The sequence below is a fragment of the Enterocloster citroniae genome, assembly GCF_040545455.1.
Taxonomy (GTDB): Bacteria; Bacillota; Clostridia; order Lachnospirales; family Lachnospiraceae; genus Enterocloster; species Enterocloster citroniae.
The window spans coordinates 186,087-211,643 of record NZ_JBEPLZ010000002.1 but is presented as its reverse complement, the minus strand read 5'-3'; the positions used below and the strand labels follow the sequence as shown (position 1 = coordinate 211,643).

Sequence of the window (25,557 nt, the reverse complement as noted above, 5' to 3'; positions counted from 1 at the left end):
ATTCTCAAACCTCGTTCCCTATGATTTAACATTTTAGCATGGTAACGTAATAAAGGCAACAGGTTTTTACACCCATTTCACACCGGATGTCCTGAACTGTTACCATTTTAATATAAAATCCACACTGTTGCAGCCAATCCCAAGGGCCCTCTCCCCCACTTCCCCGGGAATCTGGTAAAGGCTTTCGTGGATCCTGAAAAACCTGGCTTTCTGGTTAAAAAAAGCAATTTTCTCAAAGGGCCACCTGATCACCGTGGGGGTCTTAAACCCCTCTCCCAGTTCCAGTATCACCAGGTTCCGGTTCAGGGTGCCTGTCTGCCATCTCTTATAGGCTTCCCAGCGGGGAAGATACCCCTCCTCTATATACCGGCCCGCCTCCAGGGTATTCCCTGTCAGGGGCGCGCCGCAGTGGGGACAGACGTCCCCGGGGACTTCCCCCTCCTCCCATATGTCCTTGGTACACGCGGCAGAACACTGGCGCCAGTGGATATTTCCGCAGGGAGCCACCACCCGGCCGCTGTCAAACCCTGTGTCATAGACGGCTCCGTCCGTCACAGTGGTGACCACATAATAGTCCTTATCCTTTACCAGTTCACATAACCTGCCATAGGCCTCCTTTAGCCGGGTCTGCCCCGGGTCATCCAGCCTGCGTTCCCTTATATCCCGGCCGTCTCCGGCCAGCTTCCATTCATTGCCGATTCCGATGAGCACTTTATCCGCACCTGCCAGTGCATCCAGTATTTCCTGTGTTTGCTGGTCCATTCGATTCATCCCCTTTTATTTCACTATGGTTTCCTGCCGTATCATGGAAATCATCATACCACAAACAATCCCTTTCTTCAACGTCACATCCTGTTGCATTTTCCTGTACCCTGCTATAAAATGGAATGGACTAAATGCGAGGAGACGATCCACTATGAAATCATCAACAGATCTACAGAGGCTCTTGGAGTCCATTGACCGCAGAAGCTACCCCGCCTATAAGGATGCCAGGGGTTCCTATGATTTTAATGACTATGTACTTTCCATTGACCACGTACAGGGAGATCCCTTTGCTTCCCCTTCTAAATTAAGCGTATGGATCCCCCATGAGAAGGCAGGATATCCGGCAGAATATTTTGACACGCCTTGGAAGCAGACTGCCCTGGAAGATTATATGGTAAGGCAGTTTTACCAGGAAATTGCAACGTTTAATTTTAAGGCAAAGGGTTCCGGCAAAAGCGGTCTTATCACCACCAGCCGGCCCGGCCCGGAGATACTGAGCCGCACGGCCTGCAAATGCGGCCCAAAGGGCATTACCGCCCGCTTTGAGGCCGGTTTCCCTGCCAACGGCAGGACCATTAATTCAGGGGAGCTGATCAAGATCCTTTTTGACTTCCTGCCCCGCTGCGTAAAACATGTATTCTACTTTAAAAACAGAAAGCCGGAGGAGGTGCTGTCCGTGATCCATCTGGCAGAGGACCAGCAGTTCATACGCCGTGAGCTTGAGCGCCTGGATCTGGTCTCCTTTGTGGCGGACAAGGCCGTGCTTCCCAGGGAAAGCGGTATTTCCAGCAGGCCCATGAAGGGCAGCGTTCCCTTTTCCTCCCCTCAGTCCCTTCGGACAGAGCTGGACCTGCCTCACCATGGCAGGCTTACAGGCATGGGGCTGAGGCGGGGCATCACCCTGATCGTAGGCGGCGGATACCACGGCAAGTCCACCCTGTTAAAGGCCCTGGAGGCCGGCGTCTACAACCATGTTGCAGGAGATGGACGGGAATATGTGATCACGGACAGCACTGCCATGAAGCTCAGGGCAGAGGACGGCAGGAGCATACAGAACACCGACATTTCCCTGTTCATCAATGACCTTCCCAACAAAAAGAATACCAAGTGCTTCTCCACTGAGGATGCCAGCGGAAGTACGTCCCAGGCAGCTGCGGTGATCGAGGGAATAGAAGCGGGAAGCCGGGCATTCCTGATCGATGAGGACACATCCGCCACCAACTTCATGGTGCGGGATGACCTGATGCAAAAGATCATCAGCCGCTCCAAGGAACCCATCACGCCTTTTATTGAACGGGCCAGGGATCTGTATGAGAATGCCGGCATCTCCACCATCATGGTGGCGGGCAGTTCCGGCGCTTACTTTTACATTGCGGACACTATCATACAGATGGATTGTTACGAGCCATTGGATATTACGGACAAGACCAAGGCTTTCTGCGCCTCTTACGGCGCTGAGCCAATTACCCGCGCCCCGGGTTTTGCCCTTCCCGCCAGGGGAAGGAAGCTTCAGACCGGGACATCCACATCCGGCCTATCCAATTCCGGCCTGTCCGCTTCCGGCCGTTCGGGTCAGTCCCAAAATGCGCAGCCTGAAGAACATGGTAAGGGCGGTTACCGCCAGGGAGGATCTTATGGACGCGGAAGAGGCGGACGGGATGGAGCCCGGGGCGGTTACGGCAGTCAGGGCGGCCGCGAGGAGCGGATCAAAGTCAAGGTTTACGGCAAGGACTCCCTTCAGGTGGGGAAGTCCCCTGTTGACCTGCGTTTCGTGGAGCAGCTGATCGACCCGGAGCAGACCAATGCCCTGGCGCAGATGCTGCGCTACTGTGTGGAGCACCAGCTGCTGGAGCGCTATACCGTGGCTGACACGGTTACCCTGTTGGAAAAGGAAATAAAAAAGGGAGGCATCACCGCTGTCAGCGACACCTCCTATGCTGCCTGCGGCCTGTGCATGCCCAGAACCCAGGAAATCTTTGCATGTATCAACCGGTACCGGGGATAAGCCGGTTCCTATGGAAGACTTATTCCAAGGACGTCCCGGTTTTGGCTCCGCCTATCCTGCGGGCAGTTCCCTAGTGTATCTGCGGATCAGGGAAATGACCAGGACCGCTACCGCTGCCTCTGTGATCACCATGGCAAACCACAGTGAATCGGGGCCCGCGGCAATGGGCAGCAGGCAGATCATAATTCCGCTGAGGATCAGCCCTCTCAGAACCGATACCAGGAATGAGACTCCCGGCTTCATAAGCGCCTGAAAATAATAGGTGGAAAAAACATTGAGAGGAAGCAGCAGGAAGGAGATCCCATAACTCCTCAATATAAAGGGAGCAATGCGGTATATCTCATCTGTGGGCGCCATGAAAATGCGGATAAACCCGTTGGGAAATGTAAATACCAGCAGGGTCCAGACAACACTGAAACATGCCACTGAATACAGGGCATATTTCAGTGTTTCTTTTATCCTGCCCCATTTTCCCGCCCCAAAGCAGATGGAAAAGATCGGCTGTGACGCCTGGCCCACGCTGTACGCACAGCACTGGACAATGGTGCTGATATTAACGATCACGCCATATACGGACAGTGCACTGCCTCCCAGGTATTTCATAATCTGACGGTTAAAGAGCATGGTCAGGATTCCCATGGCCACATCAATAAAAAAGGTGGAAAAGCCCGTCACTATGATCCTGCGGCATTTTCCCCAAAACAGGCTGGGCCTCACCAGTCTCATAGTGTTCTTTTTTGTGAAGAAATGTGAGATCATCCCGGCAAAGGTGATGCCGGCTCCGGCCGCGGTGGCAAGTCCGGCTCCCATGATCCCCATGCCAAACACAAATACAAACAAATAATCCCCAATGATATTAAATATACCCCCTGACAATACAGCGGCGGCGGCCAGGCCGGGATTGCCGTCATTGCGCAGAAAGGCCGCCAGCATCTGGTTAAACAGAAACAGGGGCACCACAAACTTAATGGGATAAAGGTACTCCCTGGCCAGGGGCAGCAACGTCTCCTCCGCCCCAAACAAATGCAGCATGGGGGTGTCAAAAAACAGGACCATAAGCCAGCTGGCAGCTGCCAAAACCACGGTGATCATCAGGGCAGCCGTAAAATACTCCCCCTCTGTGCGTCTCTCACCCTTTCCTTTTGCAGCGCCAAAAAGCACGGATCCGCCAATGCCGGTCAAAAGCCCCAGGCTGTATATGATATTCCACACAGGAGCCACCACTGCAAGGGCCGCCGTGCCCTCAGGTCCCTGGTACTGCCCCACCATGGCCATATCCACAATGCTGTAAACCGCGCTGATCAATGCGCTGCCAAATGCCGCACCCAGATATTTAAAGTATGTTGTTTTAGTGTTTCCCTGCAATAAATCCATCACTGCGTTCCTCCTTTTGTCACTTTAATAACGCAAAAAAAGCCGGACAGGATAACAGGCTTTTCAACCTGTCACCTTATCCAGCTTGCCATTTCCAAACGAATGGCTCACCCTCCGAGTGAACGCTATGCATTATACTAAATCAAACCATAACAGTCAAGAACTTTTTAATATTCTTTGCCGTCCAGGATCTCCAGATAATCCTTCAGGTTCTTTTCAAGGAGTGTGGGCGTATCCAGCCCGTAGGGACATTTGCCTTTGCACTGGCCGCAGTGGAGGCATTTTTCGATCAGCTTCATCTTTTCCTGCATCTGTGGAGTCAGCTGTGCCTCAGAAGGAGACCTTCTGATCATCAGGGACATCCTGGCACAGTTGTTGATCTCAATGCCCACCGGGCAAGGCATGCAGTAACCGCAGCCCCTGCAGAATTCTCCCTGGAGCTGCTCCCTGTCATGGCGGATCAGCTCCTCCAGCTCCTGTGTCATCACCGGCGGCTCCTGTACATAGGAAAGAAACTCATCCAGTTCGTTCTCCCTCTGGACCCCCCAGATGGGCAGGACATTATCAAACCGGGCCAGGTACACATAAGCAGCCCTGGAATTATTGATCAGTCCTCCGGACAGGGCTTTCATGGCGATAAATCCCATGTTTGCTTTCCTGCACTTTTCCACCAGCTCTATATCCTTGTCAGTGGCAAGGTAACAGAACGGGAACTGCAGCGTCTCATAAAGGCCGGAATCAATGGCTTCATTGGCCACAGACAGCCTGTGGTTTGTAATGCCGATATGTTTTACCTTTCCCTGTGCCTTGGCCTCCAGCATGGCTTCATAGAGGCCGGTGCCGTCACCTGGGCGAGGACAGAAGGAAGGATTATGGAACTGGTATATATCCACATGGTCTGTCTTCAGGTTGTCCAGAGAGATCTCCAGATCTTCCCAGAATCCCTCCACTGTGGTGGACATGGTCTTGGTAGCCACTATCACCTTGTCCCGGATTCCCTCCAGGGCAATCCCCACCTTTTTCTCGCTGTCCGAATAACACCGGGCCGTATCAAAAAAGTTGATGCCCCCTTCATATGCCTTTCTGATCAGACAGACAGCATCTTCATCTGATATACGCTGAATGGGAAGGGCGCCAAAACCGTTCTTGTTCACCGTAATGCCCGTGCTTCCCAAAGTCACTTCCACCATCACCTGTACCTCCACCGAGAATTTTTCTCTATTTTATCATAGAAATCATGGGGTATACAAGTGCGGAATGCTGTGTTTTCACATTTATACACAGCTTTCGGGAAACAGCGGACAAATATGCTTTAAGCAGTTACGCTTTTAAGCAGTCAGGCTCTCCTCCGTTCCCCCCGCGATCATCTCTTTTAAATCGTCCATGGTCATATCCCGCTCCCGCAGCATTTCATTGACCACCTTAAACTCCTCCAGCTGGATCTGATCTTCCAGGGCTTTTTCACGCTCCCTCATTGTCTCCAGACAGTTCTCATACTGTGCAATGGAATTCTGCACCTCCGCCAGTTCTCCCTGCAGCTTTTCAATCGGTGTTTTTCTTACTCCCCGTGCCATAATCGCGCGCTCCTTTACAGAATTTAATTTTTCAGGCCGTTTGTTTCTTTCACCGGCCATTTATTACCATTATATGTCAGCTTATCCAAAAATATACGGCTTGTTTCACTGGGAAATGTCAAATTTTCAGGGACTTTACGAAATCCAGGGCCTGGGGTATACTAATCAGTAGCATTTGAACGCACAGGAGGTACCAATGTTTAAAGACTACGAGCACCACGCAAACTATTATGAGACAGACCAGATGGGCTGTGTCCACCATTCCAATTTCATCCGTTGGATGGAGGAGGCCCGGATCGATATGATGGAGCAGATGGGCTGCGGATACCGCTCCATGGAAGAGGCCGGGATCATGAGCCCGGTTCTGGAGATCAGCTGCCAGTACAGGACCATGGTGCATTTTGACGACCATATCCTCATACGGGTAAGGATGAAAGCTTATAACGCCATCCGCATGATCCTCTCATACGAGATGCGGGACAAGGCTACAGGCGAACTCCGGGCCGCGGGTGAGAGCAGCCACTGCTTCCTTAACAGGGAGGGGCATCCCGTCTCCCTGAAACGGACCTATCCCACATGGGATGAGGCTTTTCAAAAGGCCATGGCCACACAGAATATTTAACTGACAGAAAGGCAGACTGAAATGATCGCACAAAAAAGACATATCCGAATACTGATAATATGTTTACTCACTGCAATAGCCCTTCTCCTGGGAGGGTGTTCCTCCGCTCTTTCCCAGTCCTCCGGCCCGCCCGGATCCCAGGCCCTTGCTGCGTCAGGCTCTGAGGGACAGGACTTAAGGGTCCATTTTATTGACGTGGGGCAGGGGGACAGCATATTGGTCCAGTCGGAAGGGCATTTCATGCTCATTGACGCAGGGGAAAACAACCAGGCGGACACCGTCATCCGGTATCTGCAGCAGGCCGGGGTCACTGAGCTGGACTATGTGATCGGAACCCATCCCCATTCCGACCACATCGGCGGCCTGGACAAGGTGATCGGCCAATTTACTGTGAAAAAAGTCATCCTGCCCCCTGTGGAGCACACTTCCAGGACCTTTGAGGACCTGCTGGATTCCATTTCCAATAAGGGGCTTAAGATCACCAAGCCGGTTCCGGGCACTTCCTATTCCTTGGGCGCAGCCGCCTTCACCATTGTGGCTCCTGCAGCGGATTACGGAAATGACCTGAACAACTGGTCCGTGGGCATCCGCCTGACCTATGGGGATAACAGCTTCCTCATGTGCGGCGATGCGGAAAAGGATGCTGAGGAGGATATGGTAAACAGCGGCGCGGTGCTGTCTGCCGATGTGCTGAAAGCGGGTCACCATGGCAGCAGCACCTCCACCAGCGATGCATTTTTTAAAAAGGTATCCCCCAGCTATGTGGTGATCCAATGCGGCAAGGACAACTCCTACGGTCATCCCCACAAAGAGACCATGGAAAAGCTGGAACAGGCCGGATGCCGCATTTTCCGCACCGATAAGCAGGGAACCATCATTGCGGACAGCGATGGAAGCAAGATCACCTGGACAACCATATCGGGACAGATTGGAACGGAGCAGACCGGGACGGGACAGACCGGGACCGGGCAGACCGGGGCGGGACAGACCGGGACCGGGCAGACCGGGGCGGGACAGACCGGGACCGGGCAGACGTACATACTCAATACCAACACAAAGAAATTCCATGTGCCGGAGTGCTCCTCAGTGAGCCAGGTCCGGGACGGAAACCGCCGGGAGGTCACCTCCACCCGCGATGAACTGACAGAGGCGGGCTACGCTCCCTGTAAGCAGTGCAATCCATAGTGATCTTAACCCGCAGTGATCTTAGACCAAACATAATATATGAGAAAGGGGTTTTTTATGAAATACATTATCGACCGCCTGGAGGAAGAAATGGCTGTGTGTGAAAATGAGTCCAGGGAAATGATCCCCATTCCCCTAAAGGAGCTCCCTCCCGGGGCACAAGAGGGGGATGTGATCCTGGAACAGGAGGGCGTCTTCTGCGTGGATGCAGGTGCAACCGAAAAACGGCGCAGGCAAATGCGCAGGAAACTTATGGATCTATATGAGTAATGTTTTTTATTTTTTACTCTTGCGCCTTTTTCCTATTAATGATACCATAAGAAAATACGCTAATCGATTATTTGGAGGTTTGTTAAATGGAACTCATTTTACCTGAACACTATGACCCCCGGCTTAGTATCCGGGAGACACAGGACGCAATCAAATACATACGTGATACATTCCAGAAAGAGATGGGACGGGAAATGCACCTGGAGCGTATCTCCGCCCCCCTTTTTGTGGAACGCAGCAGCGGTCTCAATGACAACCTAAACGGTACGGAGCGTCCCGTGGCATTTGATATGCTGGGACTGCCCGGGGAAACCCTGGAGGTAGTGCACTCCCTTGCCAAGTGGAAACGTATGGCATTAAAGGAATACGGCTTTCAGCCGGGCGAAGGCCTTTATACCAACATGAACGCCATCCGAAGGGATGAGGAGCTGGATAATCTCCACTCCTGCTATGTGGACCAGTGGGACTGGGAGCGGGTAATCACCAAGGAACAAAGGACCCTGGACACCCTGATGGAAACAGTCCGCGAGATATTTAAGATCATCAAGCACATGCAGCATGAAGTATGGTACAAATATCCGGAAGCCGTAAAGCACCTTCCAAAGGAGATCTTTTTTATCACTACCCAGGAACTGGAGGATCTGTATCCGGACCGTACGCCCAAGGAACGGGAGAACCTGATCACCAGGGAACACGGATGTGTCTTCCTTATGCAGATCGGCGACAAGTTAAAGGGCGGGGAACCCCATGACGGCCGCGCGCCTGACTATGATGACTGGAGCCTGAACGGCGACATCCTGTTCTGGTTCGACCACCTCCAGTGTGCGCTGGAGATTTCCAGCATGGGAATCCGTGTGGATGAAAAAGCCCTGGAGCAACAGCTTAAAAAGGCCGGCTGCGAGGACCGCCGTACCCTTCCATACCACCAGATGCTTTTAAACGGGGAACTTCCCTACACCATCGGCGGCGGTATCGGACAGTCCCGTCTGTGCATGCTTTTGCTGGACCGCGCCCACATCGGAGAGGTCCAGGCCAGCATCTGGCCCGGTGAAATGCGGGAAACATGCAGGGAACATAATATTTTCCTTTTATAATACCTGTTCAAACTGATTTCTGTATCAAGACCATCCCGGACCGGGACTGCGATTTCCCCGGTGCGGGATGTTTTTATTATATATTTCCGTTTCACTGGATTTTCCTTCAAATGCCTGTTGACATCCGGCCATTTCTAATATAGCATACATATGGGTTAAATTACGGAGGAGAAATGCCGCATATCCGGGTATATACCGATATCCCTTTGATGCGGCAGAACGGAGAAACTTATGGAATTTCATGTTTCAATCTTTTTTATCATTGAGGTGATCGGCACCATTGCATTTGCCTCATCAGGCGCCATGGTTGCCATTAAGCAGCAGCTGGATCTGCTTGGCGTGGTGGTCCTGGGCGTCACCACTGCGGTGGGCGGCGGAATGATGCGGGATATCATACTGGGAAATGTCCCTCCCAGCCTGTTTATGAATCCCGTCTATGTCCTCACAGCATTCATTACGGTCCTGGTACTGTTCATTGTTGTACGCCTGAACCAAAAGATACTGGAAAGCCGCTACATTGCGGCATATGAAAAAATGATGAATATCTTTGATGCCATTGGTCTGGCCGCCTTCACTGTAACGGGCATTGATACCGCGGTACTGGCGGGATATGAGGACTATCATTTCCTGTCCGTGTTCCTGGGTGTGCTCACCGGGGTCGGAGGCGGGGTGCTCAGGGATATCATGGCCGGGCAGACCCCCTACATCCTGCGCAAGCACGTGTACGCCAGCGCTTCCATTGCCGGCGCCCTGTGCTATGTGTTCCTAAGTGACTGGCTGACCGGGGATGCGTCCATGATCGTTGGCGCCCTGGTGGTCATCCTCATACGTCTGCTGGCCACCCGATACTGCTGGAACCTGCCCACCGCCACCAGGAAGCAGAAATAAAAATGGATCATATTGCTGTACCCTTTAATCACAGGCCGGTCATCCGGCCTGTTTTTCTATGAGTATGGCAATGGTGGGACCATCCTCCCTGCAAGGGCTTCCCGCCACATCCCCCAGCACTCCACATACCCCAAAACCGGCTTCCCCGGCTTCCCTGACCAACATTTCCTTTGTAAAATATGTGTTCCACAGGCAGTATGCCTTTGTTTCCCGCTCTCCGATCACAGTAACCTGCTCCAGTGTCACATGGTCCGTACAGCGGTATTTCCCCGTCAACGCTATATATCCCTCCTTTTTCCAGAAGCCCCCCTTTGGACAGGTTTCCCATGTCTGCAGTTCCTCAAAGCGCCTATAGCTTTCCATTGAAAAGACATCCAGCAGCACCTTTCCCCCTGGCCTTAGATGGTTATACAGGTTTCTTAAAAGAGTTCTCCTTTCGTGATCCGGCAGCACCCCGTAATCACAGTATATCATCACAGCCGCATCAAAGGTTTCCTCCAGTTCCATGGCCAGATAGTTCTGGCAATAATAGGTGATATCCAATCCCTGACTTGCCGCTGAATCCCTGGCGTATTGAACGGACCGCCTGGAAAGATCCATACCAGTTGTCCCATATCCCATTTTGGCAAACCGTTCCGTGTACAGCCCAGGACCGCAGCCCACATCGAGAATACGGGGATACTTTGCAGGGGGCATTATTTCCCCGATCCACGCTGCCGACCGTTGGATAAATTCCAGCTTCCTGCTTGCCCCTTCAAAATCCGGAGCAAGATGGGCTTTTAGCATCTCCCCGGAAATGTGCTCATCATCCCAGAATGCCGCCTCTGTCTTTTGGTAAAGGTCCGGCCTGTCTAAAAACTGTATCATGTGTTTGTACATCATCCATCCTCCCTGCAATCATTTTTAAACGGTACACGTTTATTGACCTGGAAATAATAAAACCGCAGATTTTACTCCGCGGTTTTCTTTCCAGGTCAATGAAAGTGTGAGCAGAGTAAAATCAAATACCGGGTACAAAAACAGAACTGTCAGAACAGCTGCCTTTGATCCGATCCAATTGATTTTATCCGCTCTTTTCCAGTCACACCCATGCCACTGATTCTGTGTCATCTGATATGCCGGACCTTCATCACCTTTTTCTTTTTGTTACGTTTGTTTTATGGTACTATCTTACACCGCCCGGCCTTCCCGGTCAACCGTTTTTTCAGGTTCCCGGCCCTATGCCGCTCTGTTTAGAACCTGTACCTCCCGTCCTATGATGCAATTGCGGCCGCAGCCGTCTGTCCCCCGTCACCGGGACGCTCAATAGCGGCATATGCCTGGGCAATGTTGAGCATATGGTCACCGATCCTCTCATAATCGGTAAGCATCTCGGAATACAGAATGGAGGATTCCACATTGCAGTTTCCTTCACGCATCCGGTCAATCTGATTCTGGCGGAACTTCAGGGTGATATCATCAATCCTCTGCTCGATCTCCTCCGCCATGGAAAGCCTGAACTCGGGGTCACCGTCCGCTGCCCTGCGCAGGATGCCCATTCCCTCCCTGCAGGTTTCTTCCATGGTCTTAAACTCCTTCTGGGCATATCCGGAAAATGATAACCCTTTCTGCTCAATGGTCTCGGCATATTCCGCCAGGTTCATGGCATGGTCCCCGATACGCTCAATATTGCCCAGGATCGTATACATACGGTTCAGGGTGTCCACATCCTTGGGCGTCTGGTCCAAAACAAGTATCTTGGATATCTTTTTGGAGATCCTCACATTGCTCAGGTCGATCTCCTCTTCCCTTTCCTCAATGGGATGGATCCCATCATTTCCAGGCCCGTTGGCCACTGCCATAAAACTCTCCGACACATTCACCGCAGCTGTATCCAGCATCTGGGTGATCTCATCATGGATCTGGCTGATGGCAATGGTGGAAACACCCAGATGGTGCTTGGATGCCATAAGGTCCTCAAACCACCTGTCCGCATCCTTTACCGGTACCTGTTTGTCAGGAAGAAGGGCGATGGCGATCTTCTCAAGCATAGAGCCGAAGGGAAGAAGGATCAGGGTGGTGCTTATATTGAATATGGTATGGACATTGGCGATCTGGGCCACAGGATTATCCGGGGTCAGGCCTGCCACAAAGTCTGTAAACGGAGTGAGGATACAGAGCGTCACAAAGAGTGCGGTTCCGATCACATTAAACATCAGGTGGATCAGGGTGGTCCGCTTCGCATTCCTGCTTGTTCCCACTGAAGCCAGCAGCGCCGTGATACAGGTACCGATGTTCTGGCCAAAGAGCACGAACACGGCACTGTGCAGGTTGATCACGCCGCCCATGGCCAATGCCTGGAGGATACCAACGGATGCGGATGAGGACTGTATGATGGCTGTGAATACAGCGCCCACAAGGATCCCCAGAAGCGGGTTGGAGAATTTAGTCACCATATGGATAAAGGTCTGGGAATCACGCAGAGGAACCATTGCATCGCTCATCATTCCCATTCCGATGAACAGCACACCGATACCGGCCACGATCCCGCCCACATGCTGTACCTTCTTATTCTTTACAAAGATCAAAAGCATAACGCCCACAAAGGCGATCAGGGGGGCCAGGGCGCCTATGTCCAGGGCGATTAGCTGTCCGGTGATGGTGGTTCCCACATTGGCGCCCATGATGATCCATACAGCCTGTTTCAGGGTCATAAGCCCAGAGTTAACAAAACCCACTGTCATGACCGTGGTGGCTGAGGATGACTGGATCAGGGCCGTGATTCCCGCGCCTACCAGCACTCCCAAAAAACGGTTGGCTGTAAGCCGTTCCAAAATCTGCTTCATCCGGTTTCCTGCCACTGCTTCCAGATTGGTACTCATCATCTGCATACCATACATAAACAGCGCAAGGCCGCCAAGCAGGCTTAAAACCAATTCTACTCCCATGTGTTTTCTCCTTTTGTCTTAAGGGATTCAAGGTTTCCCTATATTATCATTTTTTGGATATTATCTGTCCTTATTCCCTAAAAATGCGCAAAAATATGGCATAGCCCGCCATCTTACGTACAAGATCGCAGGTTATGCCAGTTTTTTTACATGCTTGCGGCATCCTTCAAATCGGGCGAACTCCATGATAATCTGTAGCCTCTTTTCCTATTATTTACTTCATCTTAACATTTCTTTTACACATACTCATTATACGGGATATTTCATATATCGTCAATATAGATTCCCGCCCCGAATGTAAAGTCTATGTAAATTATGTGTAAAATTTTATTCGCCCATACAGATATTTACAATTATGCAATACTCCTTGATTTTTATAATATCCGTTTATTGATAATATTGTGTTTCTTACATTTTCCAAACCATTCTTAAGACTTCCAATTATGGTGGAATTCCTTCAGTCCCTGTGATAAAATCCTGAGTATACTACTACTTTTACCAATGAACCATTTTTTATTCAGGAGGAGCAATTAAGTGAAAAAAATAAAGACAGCCATTGGCCTTTTCGTCCTATCCTTATCCCTTTGGGCCTGCAGCCCTTCCGGCAAAAAGCCTGATATGTACATAGAAAAGGCAGCCCTGACCACGCAGGAGCTGAATATGGCAAAATTACTGGGCGCCGGGGACTCTCCCGCCATATACGATTTTAAGCTGGACGATACGGTGCAGACCATCCAGTTTAACACATATGAGCTGGACCAGGGCCAGTGGCGGCTGATGTCCGGAGGGGGAGGCCATCAATTCTCCGATGACACCGGGCGTCTGGCCTTTGATTTTCAGGATCTGTCAGAGGGACTTAGGACCGCGTTCCAGAGCAAGGGCGGCAGCGGAGCCACGGCTCACAGCTCAGTTCCCGCCGAGAAGTCCGATGGCATGAGCGCCGCCACATCCTTTCTGAACGGACTGACCCAGGTGGACTATGAGGAGGAGATCCCCCTTGCAGTTCAGATCATAACCTCACAGAGCACTGTCTTATCCTATGATGTGGATCACTATTTTACGCCTGAACAGTATGATTCAAAGGGATATGAGCATGTCTATGCCCTTACGGTGCGTTTCAGCCAGAAGCCCCTTTCCCAGCTGGACCAGCAGCCCTAAAGCCAGGATTCAGGATGCCATGAGACGGAATACGGCCTCATATATCTTATTGGCAATATAGGATGTGTGCCACGCTTTTTAACCTTTTGATCGGGCTCAACGGCTACACCATCTGCAGCGGCATCCTGAACCGCAACTTAAACGGGGACTCCATCATCGCCGTTCCCCCGGAGACAGAGGAATCCATGGAAATAGGGTGGATATCCAACCCCAAACTCCATCTCAGCGGATTTGCACAGCGATATTTAAAGGAGCTTTATAAGCTGACCCGGCAGTGAATGGTCCCTGCCGGTACAGGGACCGCATAAAATATGGAAAATATTTCATCCCATGCTGTTTAATCATCCCAATTCCTGTTTATCATTTATATATAAGGAAATGAAACAGAAAACCTCAATTTTTTCATGAAAGGATGATGAAAATAAAATGGGACGAAGCTATCATTTATCCAAAGAGCTCAAGCCGGAGCAGGCAACGGAGATTCTCCAGGAACTGTGCCACATCCCCGACCTAAAACAAGCCCAGTTCACCAAGGAACTGGACTATCTGAACGTGGAAACAAAGGACCAGGAATACTATCATGTGATGTCCCGGGCCGTGAATATTTTCAGCCAGAAGGCTGACGGGTGCAATCTGTCCTTTTCAAAATTCGTATGACTGCCTTGTGTCTGAAAAACGTATAAAAGAAGGAGGCTGCAAACTAGGTCTGCAGCCTTCTTATACAGCCGTCCTGTGCAGTCTCCCGGAAGTTCTCCCGGAAAGTCTCCTGCCCTCTAAGCTTTTTTCCTGTTCTTTACCATATCCATTGTAACAGCAAACACGATCAGCACACCGCTGGTGATTTCCAGCACATGCGTATTTAATCCAAACTGTACGCCTGCGTTATTGATCAATACCATAAGGATAGTGCCCAGCAGCGTACCGCTGACAGCACCCCGGCCGCCTGACAGTGACGCGCCGCCGATTACAGCTGCCGCAATGGCGTTCATATCATAGCCTTCGCCTCCGGTGGGAAGCGCGCTCTGCACACGCGCTGCCAGCATGATGCCTGCGATTCCATAGAGCAGTCCTGCAAATGCATACACGGAGTAAAACATTTTCCTGACCTTTATACCGCTTAACTTGGCAACCTCAACGCCGCTTCCGATCACATATAGGTTTCGTCCAAATACCGTGTATCGCAGGATCAGGAATACAACCAAAGCCACTACCGCCCATATAATGGCCAATGCGGGCAGCAAGCCAAAAAAGCTGTTATTGCCCATGTTCAGGATTCTCTCGTCCAGCCCGCTGACTGTCAGCGCTTTGCTTATGATCTTTACAATACCCCTGATAATGGTGGACATGCCCAGGGTAGCGATCATGGGAGGCACTTTAAAGTCATAGACAATAATACCGTTTGCCAGTCCGGCTCCGATGGAAAACATGACCGCTATGATCAGCGTCAGATAGAAGTTCATCCCCGTATCGCGCTGAAGCAATGCCAATACCATACAGGAAAGGCCGGTGATGGCGCCGCCGCTGATATCAATGCCTCCTGTGGTGATGATCATGGTCTGGGCCACTGCCAGAACGCCAATGATGGCACACTGCTTCATCAGGTTTGTAATGTTGTAAACACTAAAGAAATTATCTGTACACACGGACGTTATCACAAATAAAGCCACTATAATGACTCCCAGCGTGAATTCCGTCTGCTGGAATACGCTGGTAAGTGAACTGCCCTTTCCAACCTTTGCCTTATCCATAAAACCCCTCCTATGTCTAGCCTTCAATGGACGCCCTGCGCAGGACATCTTCTTCCCTCAAGGTCTTTAATTCTTCTTTATCAAACTCTCCTGTAATCTTTCCCTGAGCCATTACGATCAAACGGTCCGCCAGGCCCATGACCTCAGGCAGATAAGAAGATATGAGAATGATGCTCCGGCCCTGCTCCGTCAGTTTTTCCATCAGCTTATAGATCTCTTCCTTTGCTCCCACATCCACACCCACAGTGGGTTCGTCAAAGATAAGAAGGTCAGGGTCACGGCACAACAGCTTTGCAATAACCACCTTTTGCTGGTTTCCGCCGGACAGATTGCCTACCAGCTGCAAAATATTAGGTGTTTTTACATTCACACGTTTGGAATAGTCCTCCGCCCTTTCACTTTCCTTTTTCAGGGAAATGATTCCCTTTTTGCTGATCATATCATAAGAGTTCATATTGATATTGGTCTTTATGGACAGCTGGAGCGCCAGCCCGTCCGTGCGCCTGTCCTCTGTGAGGAAGCAGATCCCATGATGCATGGCATCGCTGGGGTTCTTGATATTGACTTTCTTTCCTTTGACATATACATCTCCTGTCAGGCGCCGCTCCACGCCGCACAGGGCCCGCATGATCTCGCTACGCCCGGCTCCCACCAGGCCCACAAATCCCAGGATCTCCCCTTTATGTACAGTGAAATTAATATGTTCAAAATGAGAACTGTCGCTGAAATTTTCTACCCGCAGGACTTCCTCCCCCGGTTCCTGTCGCTTTATATTGTATATATCAGACATTTCGCGGCCTACCATCATGGTGATCAATGAATCCTTGGTCACCTCGCCGACCGGTTTTGTATCCACATACGTGCCGTCCTTCAGCACGGTCACGCTGTCACAGATATCCATGATCTCTTCCAGACGATGGGAAATATAAATGATGCTGACACCATTTTCCTTTAATTCTTTGATAAAGCGGAACAGGACTTCCACCTTTTCATTCTCCAGTAAGGCGGTGGGCTCATCAAAGATCACCACCCGGATATCATTGTTTACCGAGATCTTACTGATGGTCACCATGGCCTGCATGGCGATGGGAAGGTTCCTGATCTTATCCTTTGGATCCACATTCATTTCAAACTTGTCAATGATCTTTTTGCTGTTTTCCGCCATCTGTTTCCAGTCAACTGCTCCCAGCTTTGTCTTCGGCTGCCTTCCAAGATAATAATTTTCCGCAATGCTCAGGTCAGGAGCAATATTGACATGCTGGTAATTGGCGTATACGCCATGGCTTTGTGCCTCCAGCGCGCTTGTATTCACCACCCACTGACCGTTATAATTCATGGAAATGCGGCCTTTGTCCGGCTTTTCAACTCCCATGATACATTTGATCAGGGTGGATTTCCCGGCTCCGTTCTCACCTACCAGTGCACGGACCTCGCCTTTTTTAATCTCAAAGCTGACATCATTTAATGCCGTAACGCCGGGGTAGAACTTACTGATGTGTTCAATCTTTAAAATCGTTTCCTGCATCGACTTATCCCCTTTTATAAAAAGGAGGCAGTTGGACAACGGCCTCCTTTTACCAGTAACGAACGTTTATCAATTACTTTTTGAGACGTGTGGGATCGAGGAGATCCTGCATTTCCTTATCATTCATATTGCTGCTGGTAATGATAACAGGAGGACAATTCACCTGCTTGACGGACTCAGGATTTGATCCATTAATTAACGTCTGAATGGCATTTTCCATACACTTATAGCCCTGTGCATAAGCATCCTGTACAATGATGGCATCCAGGGAGCCGTTCTTAAGGGCATTGATCTCCGTGTCATCAGAGTCAACTGCCACGGAAACGATCCTGTCTCCGATGCCGGCTGCCTGTACTGCCAGACACACGCCGTCACCTGTGATGTTGTTGCCGGAATACATACCGATCAGGTCAGATCCAAAGGTGGAGATAATGTTCTCCGCATTGGCCTGGGATGTCTCTACCACATTGCCGTTATAATATGTATCAGTCAGGGTCAGGTCGGGCGCATTGGCGGCCATATAGTCACGGAAACTCTGGATCCTGTGGTTCAGCGCTTCGTTCTCAACATTCATGTTGATACCGATGGTCCCTTTTGTCTTATCCATGCTTTTTGCATCCATGGCCTCCAAAAATGCCTGGGCCGCCATCTCGCCAATGGTATCGTTGGAGCAATAATAGAACTGGTTGTAGTCTTCTTCATGAGCCCCATCATCCCCAACGCCCAGTCCGCAGTTTACAAAGTTCAGGACTATGCCGTTCTGGGTTGCTTCCTTTGCCTTTGGAACAGTTGCATCAATTGCCAATGTAGCCGTGACAATGGCATCTGGTTTCTTTGCAATACACTGTTCAAATGCTGTTACATAATCCTCTGTCTGGCTCTCCTCTGCCGGTCCTACGGTGGAGAAGTCGATCTTTACCCCTTCCTTTTCCTCCATATCCTTCATGGCATTCTCAATGCCGATCCCAACATAGGTCCAGAACTGGGATGCAGTGGAGGGAGTCAGATAAACAATACTGTACGTCTTTCCTTCCGCCGTCTCAGGAGCCTGCGTACCCTCCGGCTTGGCTTCCTCTGCTTTCGCCGCTGCCGGTACTGCCGTGGTGGGCGCCGCTTCCTTTTTTGCGCAGGCAGCAAGGGAACATACCATGGTTCCCGCCAACAGGGCCGCTGTCAATTTCTTTGCTAAACCTTTCTTCATAACTTAGATCCTCCTTCTCTTATAAACAATAGTCCCCCGGTTGCACCCGGCGCCAAGCCTCTTCCCTGCAGACGCTTGGCGCATGGATACTTTGCCCTGACCGGCCGGATCATTCCGGCCCGGCATTGTCAAAGCACCTATAAAACTCCCTTTTGTAAAATAAAGCATCCGTAAGGCTGACGCTCGCTGGTACACACAGTCACATAAGCCTTCCCGGCTTTTTCATAGAACTTAGTGCGCTCGATCTCTCCCACGATCTTGGGCGCATATCCGTTCCTCACCACTGCTTCCACGGCATCATCCCACACCTTGGGCCGGTCCATGGAAACACCGGCGTCCTGATCCGGCACCATATACTCCACCGGATGCTCACAGTAATCCACATCCAAAGGCATCAGCTTGAGAATATCCTCGATCATCTCAGCGGCGGTGTTGCCCTTGGCCTGGATGCTGACGCCTCCCGGCGTTTTGGTGATGGGTGGATAGAAGTCGTCCGCAATGATGATCAGATCCCCATGCCCCATATCAGCCAATGCTTTTAACAGATCCGATCCAATTCTTGTAGGTATTCCTTTCAACATAACACATTTCCTCCTTCTGCTATTGTGTACTCTGTAAAAATGCATCTATCTCTTCCCGGGAAGGCATGGATGGGGTGGTCCCCAGCTTCTGCACGGACAGTGCCGCCAAACCATTGGCAAAGCGCACCGCCTCCCAGATATCCTTTCCCTCGGCCAGCGCTGCCAGCAGGCCTCCGTTAAAGGCATCCCCGGCCCCTGTGGTGTCAACCGCATCCACCTTAAACGCGGGCACGATCTCCTCCCTGCCGTCCGAAGAAACAAATACTCCCCTTGAGCCAAGGGTTATGAGCACCTTTTGCACACCCTTGTCATAAAAATACGCTGCCGCCTTTTTGGCAGACTGGAGATCCGATACCGGGATGCCTGTCAGCTCCTCCGCCTCCACCTCATTGGGGGTGACCATATATGCCTTGGACAGGAAATCATCTGTCACCGGCGAGTAGGGAGCCGTGTTCACGATCACCTTGCACCCATACCGGTTGGCCATATCCACCACCATCTCATTGGCGTCCTGGTTTACTTCCAGCTGTAGAAGCACGTATTCGGATTCCTTTATAACATTCTCAATGCTTTTGATCTCTTCGTCTGTTATGGTGTTGCATGCTCCCGGTACTATGATGATCTCATTCTGGCTGGTATTCTCATCCACCAGGATCAGGGCAATTCCCGTCTCCCTGTCATCTGAGACAAAGATATGTTCTTTATCCATCCCCAGATCCGTCATGGTATCCAGCGCAACATTGGCAAAGCTGTCCCTTCCCACCTTGGTTATCATGACCACTTCCGCCCCCGCCTTGTGGGCGGCCACACACTGGTTAAATCCCTTTCCTCCCGGTCCCATCTTGAACATGGAACCTTTTACCGTCTCCCCCGGTACCGGAAGATGGGGACTCCTGGCCATCAGATCAACTACAAAACTGCCAAATACAGCAACCTTACTCATTTTATTTTCCTCCTTATGAACACTTGTCTTCAAGGCGCTTATGTGTGATAGGTGTCACTCCCACCTGATAAATCCTTATGTTTTTCCGAGCCTCTTTTTATCAGCCATGTCTTGACCAGATTTCTCTGGATGATCAATTTTTCCTCCTCCACCCCCTCAGCCTTCCGGAACCTTCTCTCCAATATCCGCATTGCCTCGCATCCCATCTCATAAACAGGTCTGGTCACAGCAGTCAGATGAATGTCCGTATACGCAAGTTCCTTGATATCGTCAAACCCTACGACCGATATATCCGCTCCCAATTTCATCTGGCGTTCCTTCAGGCACCGCAGCGCTCCCAAGGTGGTCATGTTGTTGGATGTAAACACAGCCGTGGGAGGATCCTCCAGATCCAGCAGCTGTTTCATGGCCTCATATGATTCATCTTCCATAAAATTGCCGCATATGATGTAATCCTTGTTCAGGGAAATGCCATTATTGGCCAAGGCCCTTTTATATCCTTTCAAACGCTCATGGCCCGGTCTTGACGTATCGGGTCCTGTTATGATCCCTATCTTCTTATGCCCTTCTTCAATCAGGCACTCCACCGCTTCACAGGCTCCCTCCATGTCCTCGGAAAACACCGCGTCAAACCTGGCGTTCCTTACATCACGGTCAATGAGCACCACAGGCACTCCCTGTTCCTCAAATTCCTTAAGCCGCTCAGCCGTCTCCCTGTCCGCTTCCGACACAGGAATGATGATCAGTCCCTTCATCATCTCGATCTTAAGCGAGTCCAGGATCTTGTGCTCTCTGGCCGTGTTCTCAGCTGTGCCAAACATGAAGACATTGTAGTCATTATCCATGGCCCGGTCCGAAATCCCGTGAAGGATCTTGCTGAAAAAAGGATTCTCAATGTCAGGTACCATAAATGCAATGTTCCTGGAAGTGCCCACGCTGAGATTGCGCGCTATGGTGTTAGGCGAATAATTTTTGCCCTTGATTACTTCCTGGATCTTATTCCTTGTCTCCTCTTTTACATTCTTGTGATTGTTTAAAACCCTGGAGACCGTGGCGGGAGACACGCCCGCCTCTTTGGCTATATCATATATATTCATATTCGTTTTCCCGTTTCATCTTTTTCAATCCGCCTTGGAGGATTGGTGCCGGCTCCCACTATACCTCGTGATATAATCCTTGAAACCGCTTTCATAATTACATTTTAAAAATATCACATTTCCTCCCCCTTGTCAATATTTTTTTACAATTTTATTGTGCAAATTGTACTATTATTTTAAATTATTTGAACTTTATTACACATTTATCACATGGAAATACTTATTTTTTATTTCATAAATCCTGTAACCGATTTCACTTGATAAATACAGGCATTTATGCTATTATTTTATTATCATAATTCGGCTCTGCTGTAAAAATAAAGGAGAGAAAACAATGGATATTGCAAAGAAAATCGACCACACCATGTTGAAGGCTGACGCCTCCGCCGACACCATCAAGCGCTACTGCAAGGAAGCCGTTGAGCATAAGTTTGCTTCCGTATGCGTAAACAGCTGCCATGTTCCGCTGGTTTCATCCCAGCTAAAAGGCTCCGGTGTCATGACCTGCTGTGTGGTGGGATTCCCCCTGGGAGCCATGCTCACCTCCGCCAAGGCGTTCGAGGCTTCCGAATCAGTGAAAGCCGGCGCTGAGGAAGTGGATATGGTCATTAATATCGGCGCTGTCAAGGACAGGAACTGGGATTTTGTAAGAGATGATATCAAGGCAGTGGTTGAAGCTTCCAAACCGGCCATTGTAAAGGTGATCATTGAGACATGTCTTTTGACCGATGAAGAGAAAGTAAAGGCTTGTGAACTGTCTGAGGAAGCCGGCGCTGCTTTTGTGAAGACCTCCACCGGTTTTTCCACCGGAGGAGCCACGGTTGAAGACATCAGGCTTATGCGTAAAACAGTAGGGGACAGGCTTCAGGTAAAGGCCAGCGGCGGTATCCGCACCCCTGAGTTTGCCCGTGAGCTAGTAGAGGCCGGAGCTGACCGCATCGGAGCCGGCAACGGGATTGTCCTTCTGTAAGCGTAAGATCCATCCATTTAAACACGGTATGCCGGGCCGTTATGGCTCTGTATACCGTGTTTTTCTTTTTGTCCCTTTGCATTTTCTAGAGGCTGTCATCCTTTCCCGGTTTATACTTTTTTTCTAAAATTTATAATTTATTCATAATTTATTCATAGGACACCTTTCTTTCACCTGTTATAATTTTATGTGAACTACATAATGAAGGGGATGATACTATGAATTGGAAAGAAGCACTGAGAACCAATGTCACAAAAGCGGGCGAGCTGAGGGAATACATGGATCTGACAGATTCCCAGATCGAGCATCTTAACAGGATCCTCCATCAGTTCCCCATGACCGTCACTCGTTATTACCTGTCACTGATCGACTGGAATGATCCGGCCCGTGATCCGGTGTTTAGGATGTGTATCCCATCCATCAGTGAAACTGACTTGTCCGGGGATTTTGATACCAGCGGAGAAGCGGACAACACAGTAATATCGGGTTTACAGCATAAATACCCGCAGACAGCCCTGATCCTGTCCACCCACCGCTGTGCCATGTACTGCAGGCACTGCTTCCGCAAACGCCTGGTGGGTATCTCTGATGATGAGACGGCCGACAATGTGGCTGAGATGGCTGCCTATGTAAATGCCCACAGTGAGATCAGCAATATACTCATATCCGGCGGAGATGCATTTGTAAACAGCAATCAGGTCATAGCGCAGTATCTGGAGCATTTCACCCCGATCCCCCATCTGGACCTGATACGCTTTGGCACCCGCACCCCTGTTGTTCTTCCGGAAAGAATCTATGACGACCACGAACTTCTGGATATTCTCAAGACATACACGCAGAAAAAACAAATCTATGTGGTTACCCAGTTTAACCATCCAAAGGAATTGACCGATCATGCCAGGAAGGCTGTGAAAACCCTGCTGGATGCAGGCGTCATTGTCAAAAACCAGACCGTGCTGTTAAAGGGGATCAATGACAGCAGCCATGTACTGGGCGCACTGTTAAAGGATCTGACCAAATGCGGTGCGGTTCCCTATTACATTTTCCAGTGCCGCCCCGTATCAGGGGTAAAGAGCCAGTTCCAGGTCCCCCTGATGCAGGGTTACGAGATTGTGGAGGGCGCAAAGAATATGCAGAACGGACAGGGGAAATGCATCCGCTATGCCATGTCCCATGTTACCGGTAAGATTGAGATACTGGGACCTGTGTCCCAAAATGAAATGCTGTTTAAATACCATCAGGCCAAGTATGCAAAAGATTACGGCAGGATCTTCACAGGGGAGATGACCCCGGGACAGGCCTGGCTGGAGGAACCGGCAGGATAAGAAAGCCAAAACAGGGCGGCAGCGGCTGAAACAAAACCGCTGGCGCCCATTTTAATGTCCGGCTCCACAGGAAAACTCTTGTGGCAATAAGATTCATGTCATAGGAAGTACTTATCTATGTTCATAGCCATACACTTCAATCTGCGTCAGCGCAGGGAACGGGGACGGGTCATCCGCTTTGATCAGCTGACCAAAGGTAAGCCATGTAATTCCACTCTTTTTGATGGGGATCACATGGGGTTCCACGCTCTTTGCCAGCCGCACCGTCTCCGCGGAGCCGTCAGAAAAGGTAAAGGTGACCTGTTCCCACCAGTTGTCATGAGGGAAGTCCGCCCTGGTATAGAGTACGATCTTGTCAAAATCCACTGCGCGGCCAAATTCCAGGGTCATCTGCGCATCGTCCTGCTGATTGATCCCCCATGATTCATAGGGCCATTTTCCATGGGAACGGTTGGCCGTGACCCCATCTATGGCATTGCGCGCCGCAAACACGGCTTCCCCTCTTGTCTCCACATTGGCGCTGGCATGGGGGTAATATCCGCGGAATACATGCTGGTCCATCACATTCTCAGCCAGATTCTTATAGACCTCAATCTCATGCTCCATGGCATACCGTACGGTCAGGTAATGGCGCTCCCCTGTAAAAGCTTTGGGGTTATAGGATGTCTTCTTTTCCTCAAAAGGAACGATATATGCAAGTTCCGTCTGAACCGCAAAAATGTAAGACTCGTCCATGGTGTCATCCACGCGGACCACATAGAAGCGGTTCTTCTCCGGCAGACCAAACACGATCCGGTCCCCTTCCCGGTACTCCCCCTTCCAGGCCAGAACTGCCTGTGAGGGACCTTCCATGGATGCTTTTATCTCGTTATCCCTGTTTAAAACCGTTATCTTAAATTCCATATATGCCTCCAGATATTTGAATTGTTTGATAAAATTGTACCACAGGGCATAGGAAGTTACCATGTACATTTTTCATGAGAAACTATCATATTGGCCGTTTTATGGTTCCAGACCCCTAAAACGGCGATGCGGACGTATGCCGCTTTGGCAATACGTCCGCATGATCATGGTCACATCAGTGACAGGTACAGGTTCTTGATATCCTCTAAAGATGGATCCTTTGGATTTCCCGGACGGCAGGCGTCATCCATGGCGGACTGGGATAAGAAATCCACATCCTCAGGTTTTACGATCTCCTTTAGGTCAGCAGGGATCCCCACATCCTGGGACAGCTTCTTCACAGCGTCCACAGCAGCCTTGCGGTATTCCTCCTGGCTCATGTCCTCCACGCCTTCCACGCCCATGGCAACGGCAATGTCCTTAAACTTGGTTCCTGTGCAGGGAGCATTGTACTCCATAACCGTTGGAAGAATGATGGCATTTGCAACACCGTGGGGGGTATCATACAGGGCACCCAGGCCATGGGCCATGGAGTGGACGATCCCCAGTCCGCAGTTGGAAAAGCCCATCCCTGTGAGATACTGTCCCAGGGCCATGCCTTCCCTGCCCTCCGGCTTATTCTCCACCGCGTCCCTCAGGCTGCGGGCAATAACTTCGATGGCTTTTAAGTTAAACATATCGGTCATCTCCCATGCGCCCTTTGTGGTATATCCCTCAATTGCGTGGGTCAGGGCATCCATGCCGGTTGCCGCTGTCAGTCCCTTCGGCATGGAGGCCATCATTTCCGGGTCAACCACTGCCACTACGGGAATATCATGGGTATCCACACATACGAATTTGCGCTTTTTCTCAACATCCGTGATCACATAGTTGATGGTAACCTCTGCCGCCGTGCCTGCTGTTGTGGGAACCGCAATGATCGGAACGCAGGGATTCTTGGTGGGGGCAACACCTTCCAGGCTTCTCACATCCTCAAACTCAGGGTTGGTGATGATGATGCCAATGGCCTTGGAAGTGTCCATGGAGGAACCGCCGCCAATGGCAATGATATAATCAGCGCCGGATGCCCTGAATGCGGCAACGCCGGTCTGGACATTCTCAATGGTGGGATTCGGCTTGATGTTGGAGTAGATCTCGTATGCAAGTCCGGCATCCTCCAATACCTTGGTCACCTTGGTTGTCACATTGAACTTGATCAGATCAGGGTCTGAGCAGACAAATGCCTTCTTAAATCCCCTTGCCTTTGCCTCATTTGCAATCTCCCGGATCGCCCCTGCGCCATGATAGGATGTTTCGTTTAATACGATTCTGTTTGCCATGATTTACCTCTCCTTTTCTTTTATCACATGCGTCCGGAAAAACTCCGGCGCTTTGGCTTGTTCTATTTGTTAATATTATAACA

24 protein-coding genes and 1 pseudogene are annotated in these 25,557 nt (G+C 50.4%); 11 read left to right on the top strand and 14 right to left on the bottom strand.

Features of this window, described 5'->3' with window-relative positions:
- Positions 1-99: 99 nt before the first annotated feature.
- The gene (locus ABID13_RS02965) at positions 100-762 is read right to left on the bottom strand and encodes a hypothetical protein (RefSeq protein WP_048929820.1); all 663 of its coding nucleotides are present in this window, start codon (positions 760-762) and stop codon (positions 100-102) included.
- Between the two features lie 154 nt (positions 763-916).
- Between ABID13_RS02965 and ABID13_RS02960 the strand changes: the two genes are divergently transcribed.
- Positions 917-2,770: an ABC-ATPase domain-containing protein gene (locus ABID13_RS02960; RefSeq protein ID WP_048929821.1), complete on the top strand. Its 1,854-nt coding sequence runs from the start codon at positions 917-919 to the stop codon at positions 2,768-2,770.
- Between the two features lie 51 nt (positions 2,771-2,821).
- On the opposite strand, the gene ABID13_RS02955 is transcribed toward ABID13_RS02960, so the two are convergent.
- The 3 genes from ABID13_RS02955 to ABID13_RS02945 all read right to left on the bottom strand — a co-directional run bounded on the left by ABID13_RS02955 (position 2,822) and on the right by ABID13_RS02945 (position 5,718).
- Positions 2,822-4,144 carry an MATE family efflux transporter gene (locus ABID13_RS02955; protein ID WP_048929822.1) on the bottom strand — a complete coding sequence of 441 codons (1,323 nt, stop codon included), beginning with the start codon at positions 4,142-4,144 and terminating at the stop codon, positions 2,822-2,824.
- A gap of 167 nt (positions 4,145-4,311) precedes the next feature.
- Positions 4,312-5,334, bottom strand: a complete 1,023-nt coding sequence (locus ABID13_RS02950; protein WP_048929823.1) for an aldo/keto reductase — start codon at positions 5,332-5,334, stop codon at positions 4,312-4,314.
- 138 nt (positions 5,335-5,472) lie between these two features.
- Positions 5,473-5,718: a hypothetical protein gene (locus ABID13_RS02945; protein WP_007860651.1), complete on the bottom strand. Its 246-nt coding sequence runs from the start codon at positions 5,716-5,718 to the stop codon at positions 5,473-5,475.
- A gap of 196 nt (positions 5,719-5,914) precedes the next feature.
- On the opposite strand from ABID13_RS02945, the gene ABID13_RS02940 reads away from it, so the two are divergent.
- From ABID13_RS02940 to ABID13_RS02920, 5 genes are all read left to right on the top strand, one after another.
- Positions 5,915-6,340, top strand: a complete 426-nt coding sequence (locus ABID13_RS02940) for an acyl-CoA thioesterase (protein ID WP_048929824.1) — start codon at positions 5,915-5,917, stop codon at positions 6,338-6,340.
- Positions 6,341-6,361: 21 nt separating this feature from the next.
- A complete protein-coding gene (locus ABID13_RS02935; protein WP_330376676.1) occupies positions 6,362-7,525 on the top strand; it encodes a ComEC/Rec2 family competence protein in 1,164 nt (387 codons plus the stop codon).
- 57 nt (positions 7,526-7,582) lie between these two features.
- Positions 7,583-7,795, top strand: a complete 213-nt coding sequence (locus ABID13_RS02930) for a DUF3006 domain-containing protein (RefSeq protein ID WP_007860655.1) — start codon at positions 7,583-7,585, stop codon at positions 7,793-7,795.
- Positions 7,796-7,881: 86 nt separating this feature from the next.
- A complete protein-coding gene (gene asnA / locus ABID13_RS02925) occupies positions 7,882-8,889 on the top strand; it encodes an aspartate--ammonia ligase (protein ID WP_045093238.1) in 1,008 nt (335 codons plus the stop codon).
- A 231-nt stretch (positions 8,890-9,120) separates the two neighbouring features.
- Positions 9,121-9,777, top strand: coding sequence for a trimeric intracellular cation channel family protein (locus ABID13_RS02920; protein ID WP_007860657.1), 657 nt, complete (start codon positions 9,121-9,123; stop codon positions 9,775-9,777).
- Between the two features lie 39 nt (positions 9,778-9,816).
- Here ABID13_RS02920 and ABID13_RS02915 read toward each other — a convergent pair whose 3' ends face one another.
- Both ABID13_RS02915 and ABID13_RS02910 read right to left on the bottom strand, forming a co-directional pair.
- A complete protein-coding gene (locus ABID13_RS02915) occupies positions 9,817-10,659 on the bottom strand; it encodes a class I SAM-dependent methyltransferase (protein WP_322746752.1) in 843 nt (280 codons plus the stop codon).
- 371 nt (positions 10,660-11,030) lie between these two features.
- A complete protein-coding gene (locus ABID13_RS02910) occupies positions 11,031-12,704 on the bottom strand; it encodes a Na/Pi cotransporter family protein (RefSeq protein ID WP_007860666.1) in 1,674 nt (557 codons plus the stop codon).
- Between the two features lie 534 nt (positions 12,705-13,238).
- Between ABID13_RS02910 and ABID13_RS02905 the strand changes: the two genes are divergently transcribed.
- The 3 genes and pseudogenes from ABID13_RS02905 (at position 13,239) to ABID13_RS02895 (ending at position 14,519) form a co-directional block, all read left to right on the top strand.
- Positions 13,239-13,862, top strand: coding sequence for a hypothetical protein (locus ABID13_RS02905; protein ID WP_007860668.1), 624 nt, complete (start codon positions 13,239-13,241; stop codon positions 13,860-13,862).
- Positions 13,863-13,930: 68 nt separating this feature from the next.
- Positions 13,931-14,140, top strand: a pseudogene (locus ABID13_RS02900) (LysR family transcriptional regulator); the annotation flags it as partial.
- A gap of 148 nt (positions 14,141-14,288) precedes the next feature.
- On the top strand, positions 14,289-14,519 hold the full coding sequence (locus tag ABID13_RS02895) for a hypothetical protein (protein ID WP_007860669.1): 231 nt from the start codon (positions 14,289-14,291) through the stop codon (positions 14,517-14,519).
- A 116-nt stretch (positions 14,520-14,635) separates the two neighbouring features.
- Here the strand turns inward: ABID13_RS02895 and ABID13_RS02890 are convergent, their stop codons facing one another.
- From ABID13_RS02890 to ABID13_RS02865, 6 genes are all read right to left on the bottom strand, one after another.
- Positions 14,636-15,610, bottom strand: coding sequence for an ABC transporter permease (locus tag ABID13_RS02890; protein WP_007860673.1), 975 nt, complete (start codon positions 15,608-15,610; stop codon positions 14,636-14,638).
- A gap of 16 nt (positions 15,611-15,626) precedes the next feature.
- On the bottom strand, positions 15,627-17,135 hold the full coding sequence (locus tag ABID13_RS02885; RefSeq protein ID WP_040415151.1) for a sugar ABC transporter ATP-binding protein: 1,509 nt from the start codon (positions 17,133-17,135) through the stop codon (positions 15,627-15,629).
- A 73-nt stretch (positions 17,136-17,208) separates the two neighbouring features.
- Positions 17,209-18,336: a substrate-binding domain-containing protein gene (locus tag ABID13_RS02880; RefSeq protein ID WP_007860677.1), complete on the bottom strand. Its 1,128-nt coding sequence runs from the start codon at positions 18,334-18,336 to the stop codon at positions 17,209-17,211.
- Positions 18,337-18,473: 137 nt separating this feature from the next.
- Positions 18,474-18,917: an RbsD/FucU family protein gene (locus ABID13_RS02875; RefSeq protein WP_007860678.1), complete on the bottom strand. Its 444-nt coding sequence runs from the start codon at positions 18,915-18,917 to the stop codon at positions 18,474-18,476.
- Positions 18,918-18,936: 19 nt separating this feature from the next.
- Positions 18,937-19,860, bottom strand: coding sequence for a ribokinase (rbsK, locus tag ABID13_RS02870; protein ID WP_007860679.1), 924 nt, complete (start codon positions 19,858-19,860; stop codon positions 18,937-18,939).
- A 38-nt stretch (positions 19,861-19,898) separates the two neighbouring features.
- Positions 19,899-20,957 carry a LacI family DNA-binding transcriptional regulator gene (locus ABID13_RS02865; protein WP_007860680.1) on the bottom strand — a complete coding sequence of 353 codons (1,059 nt, stop codon included), beginning with the start codon at positions 20,955-20,957 and terminating at the stop codon, positions 19,899-19,901.
- Between the two features lie 334 nt (positions 20,958-21,291).
- Here ABID13_RS02865 and deoC point away from each other — a divergent pair, with 334 nt between their 5' ends.
- Positions 21,292-21,927, top strand: coding sequence for a deoxyribose-phosphate aldolase (gene deoC, locus ABID13_RS02860; RefSeq protein ID WP_007860681.1), 636 nt, complete (start codon positions 21,292-21,294; stop codon positions 21,925-21,927).
- Between the two features lie 218 nt (positions 21,928-22,145).
- Positions 22,146-23,252, top strand: a complete 1,107-nt coding sequence (locus ABID13_RS02855) for a KamA family radical SAM protein (protein WP_045093241.1) — start codon at positions 22,146-22,148, stop codon at positions 23,250-23,252.
- 111 nt (positions 23,253-23,363) lie between these two features.
- Here the strand turns inward: ABID13_RS02855 and ABID13_RS02850 are convergent, their stop codons facing one another.
- Both ABID13_RS02850 and fucO read right to left on the bottom strand, forming a co-directional pair.
- The gene (locus ABID13_RS02850; protein WP_048929912.1) at positions 23,364-24,155 is read right to left on the bottom strand and encodes a hypothetical protein; all 792 of its coding nucleotides are present in this window, start codon (positions 24,153-24,155) and stop codon (positions 23,364-23,366) included.
- A 170-nt stretch (positions 24,156-24,325) separates the two neighbouring features.
- The gene (gene fucO, locus ABID13_RS02845; protein WP_007860686.1) at positions 24,326-25,474 is read right to left on the bottom strand and encodes a lactaldehyde reductase; all 1,149 of its coding nucleotides are present in this window, start codon (positions 25,472-25,474) and stop codon (positions 24,326-24,328) included.
- Positions 25,475-25,557: the final 83 nt, after the last annotated feature.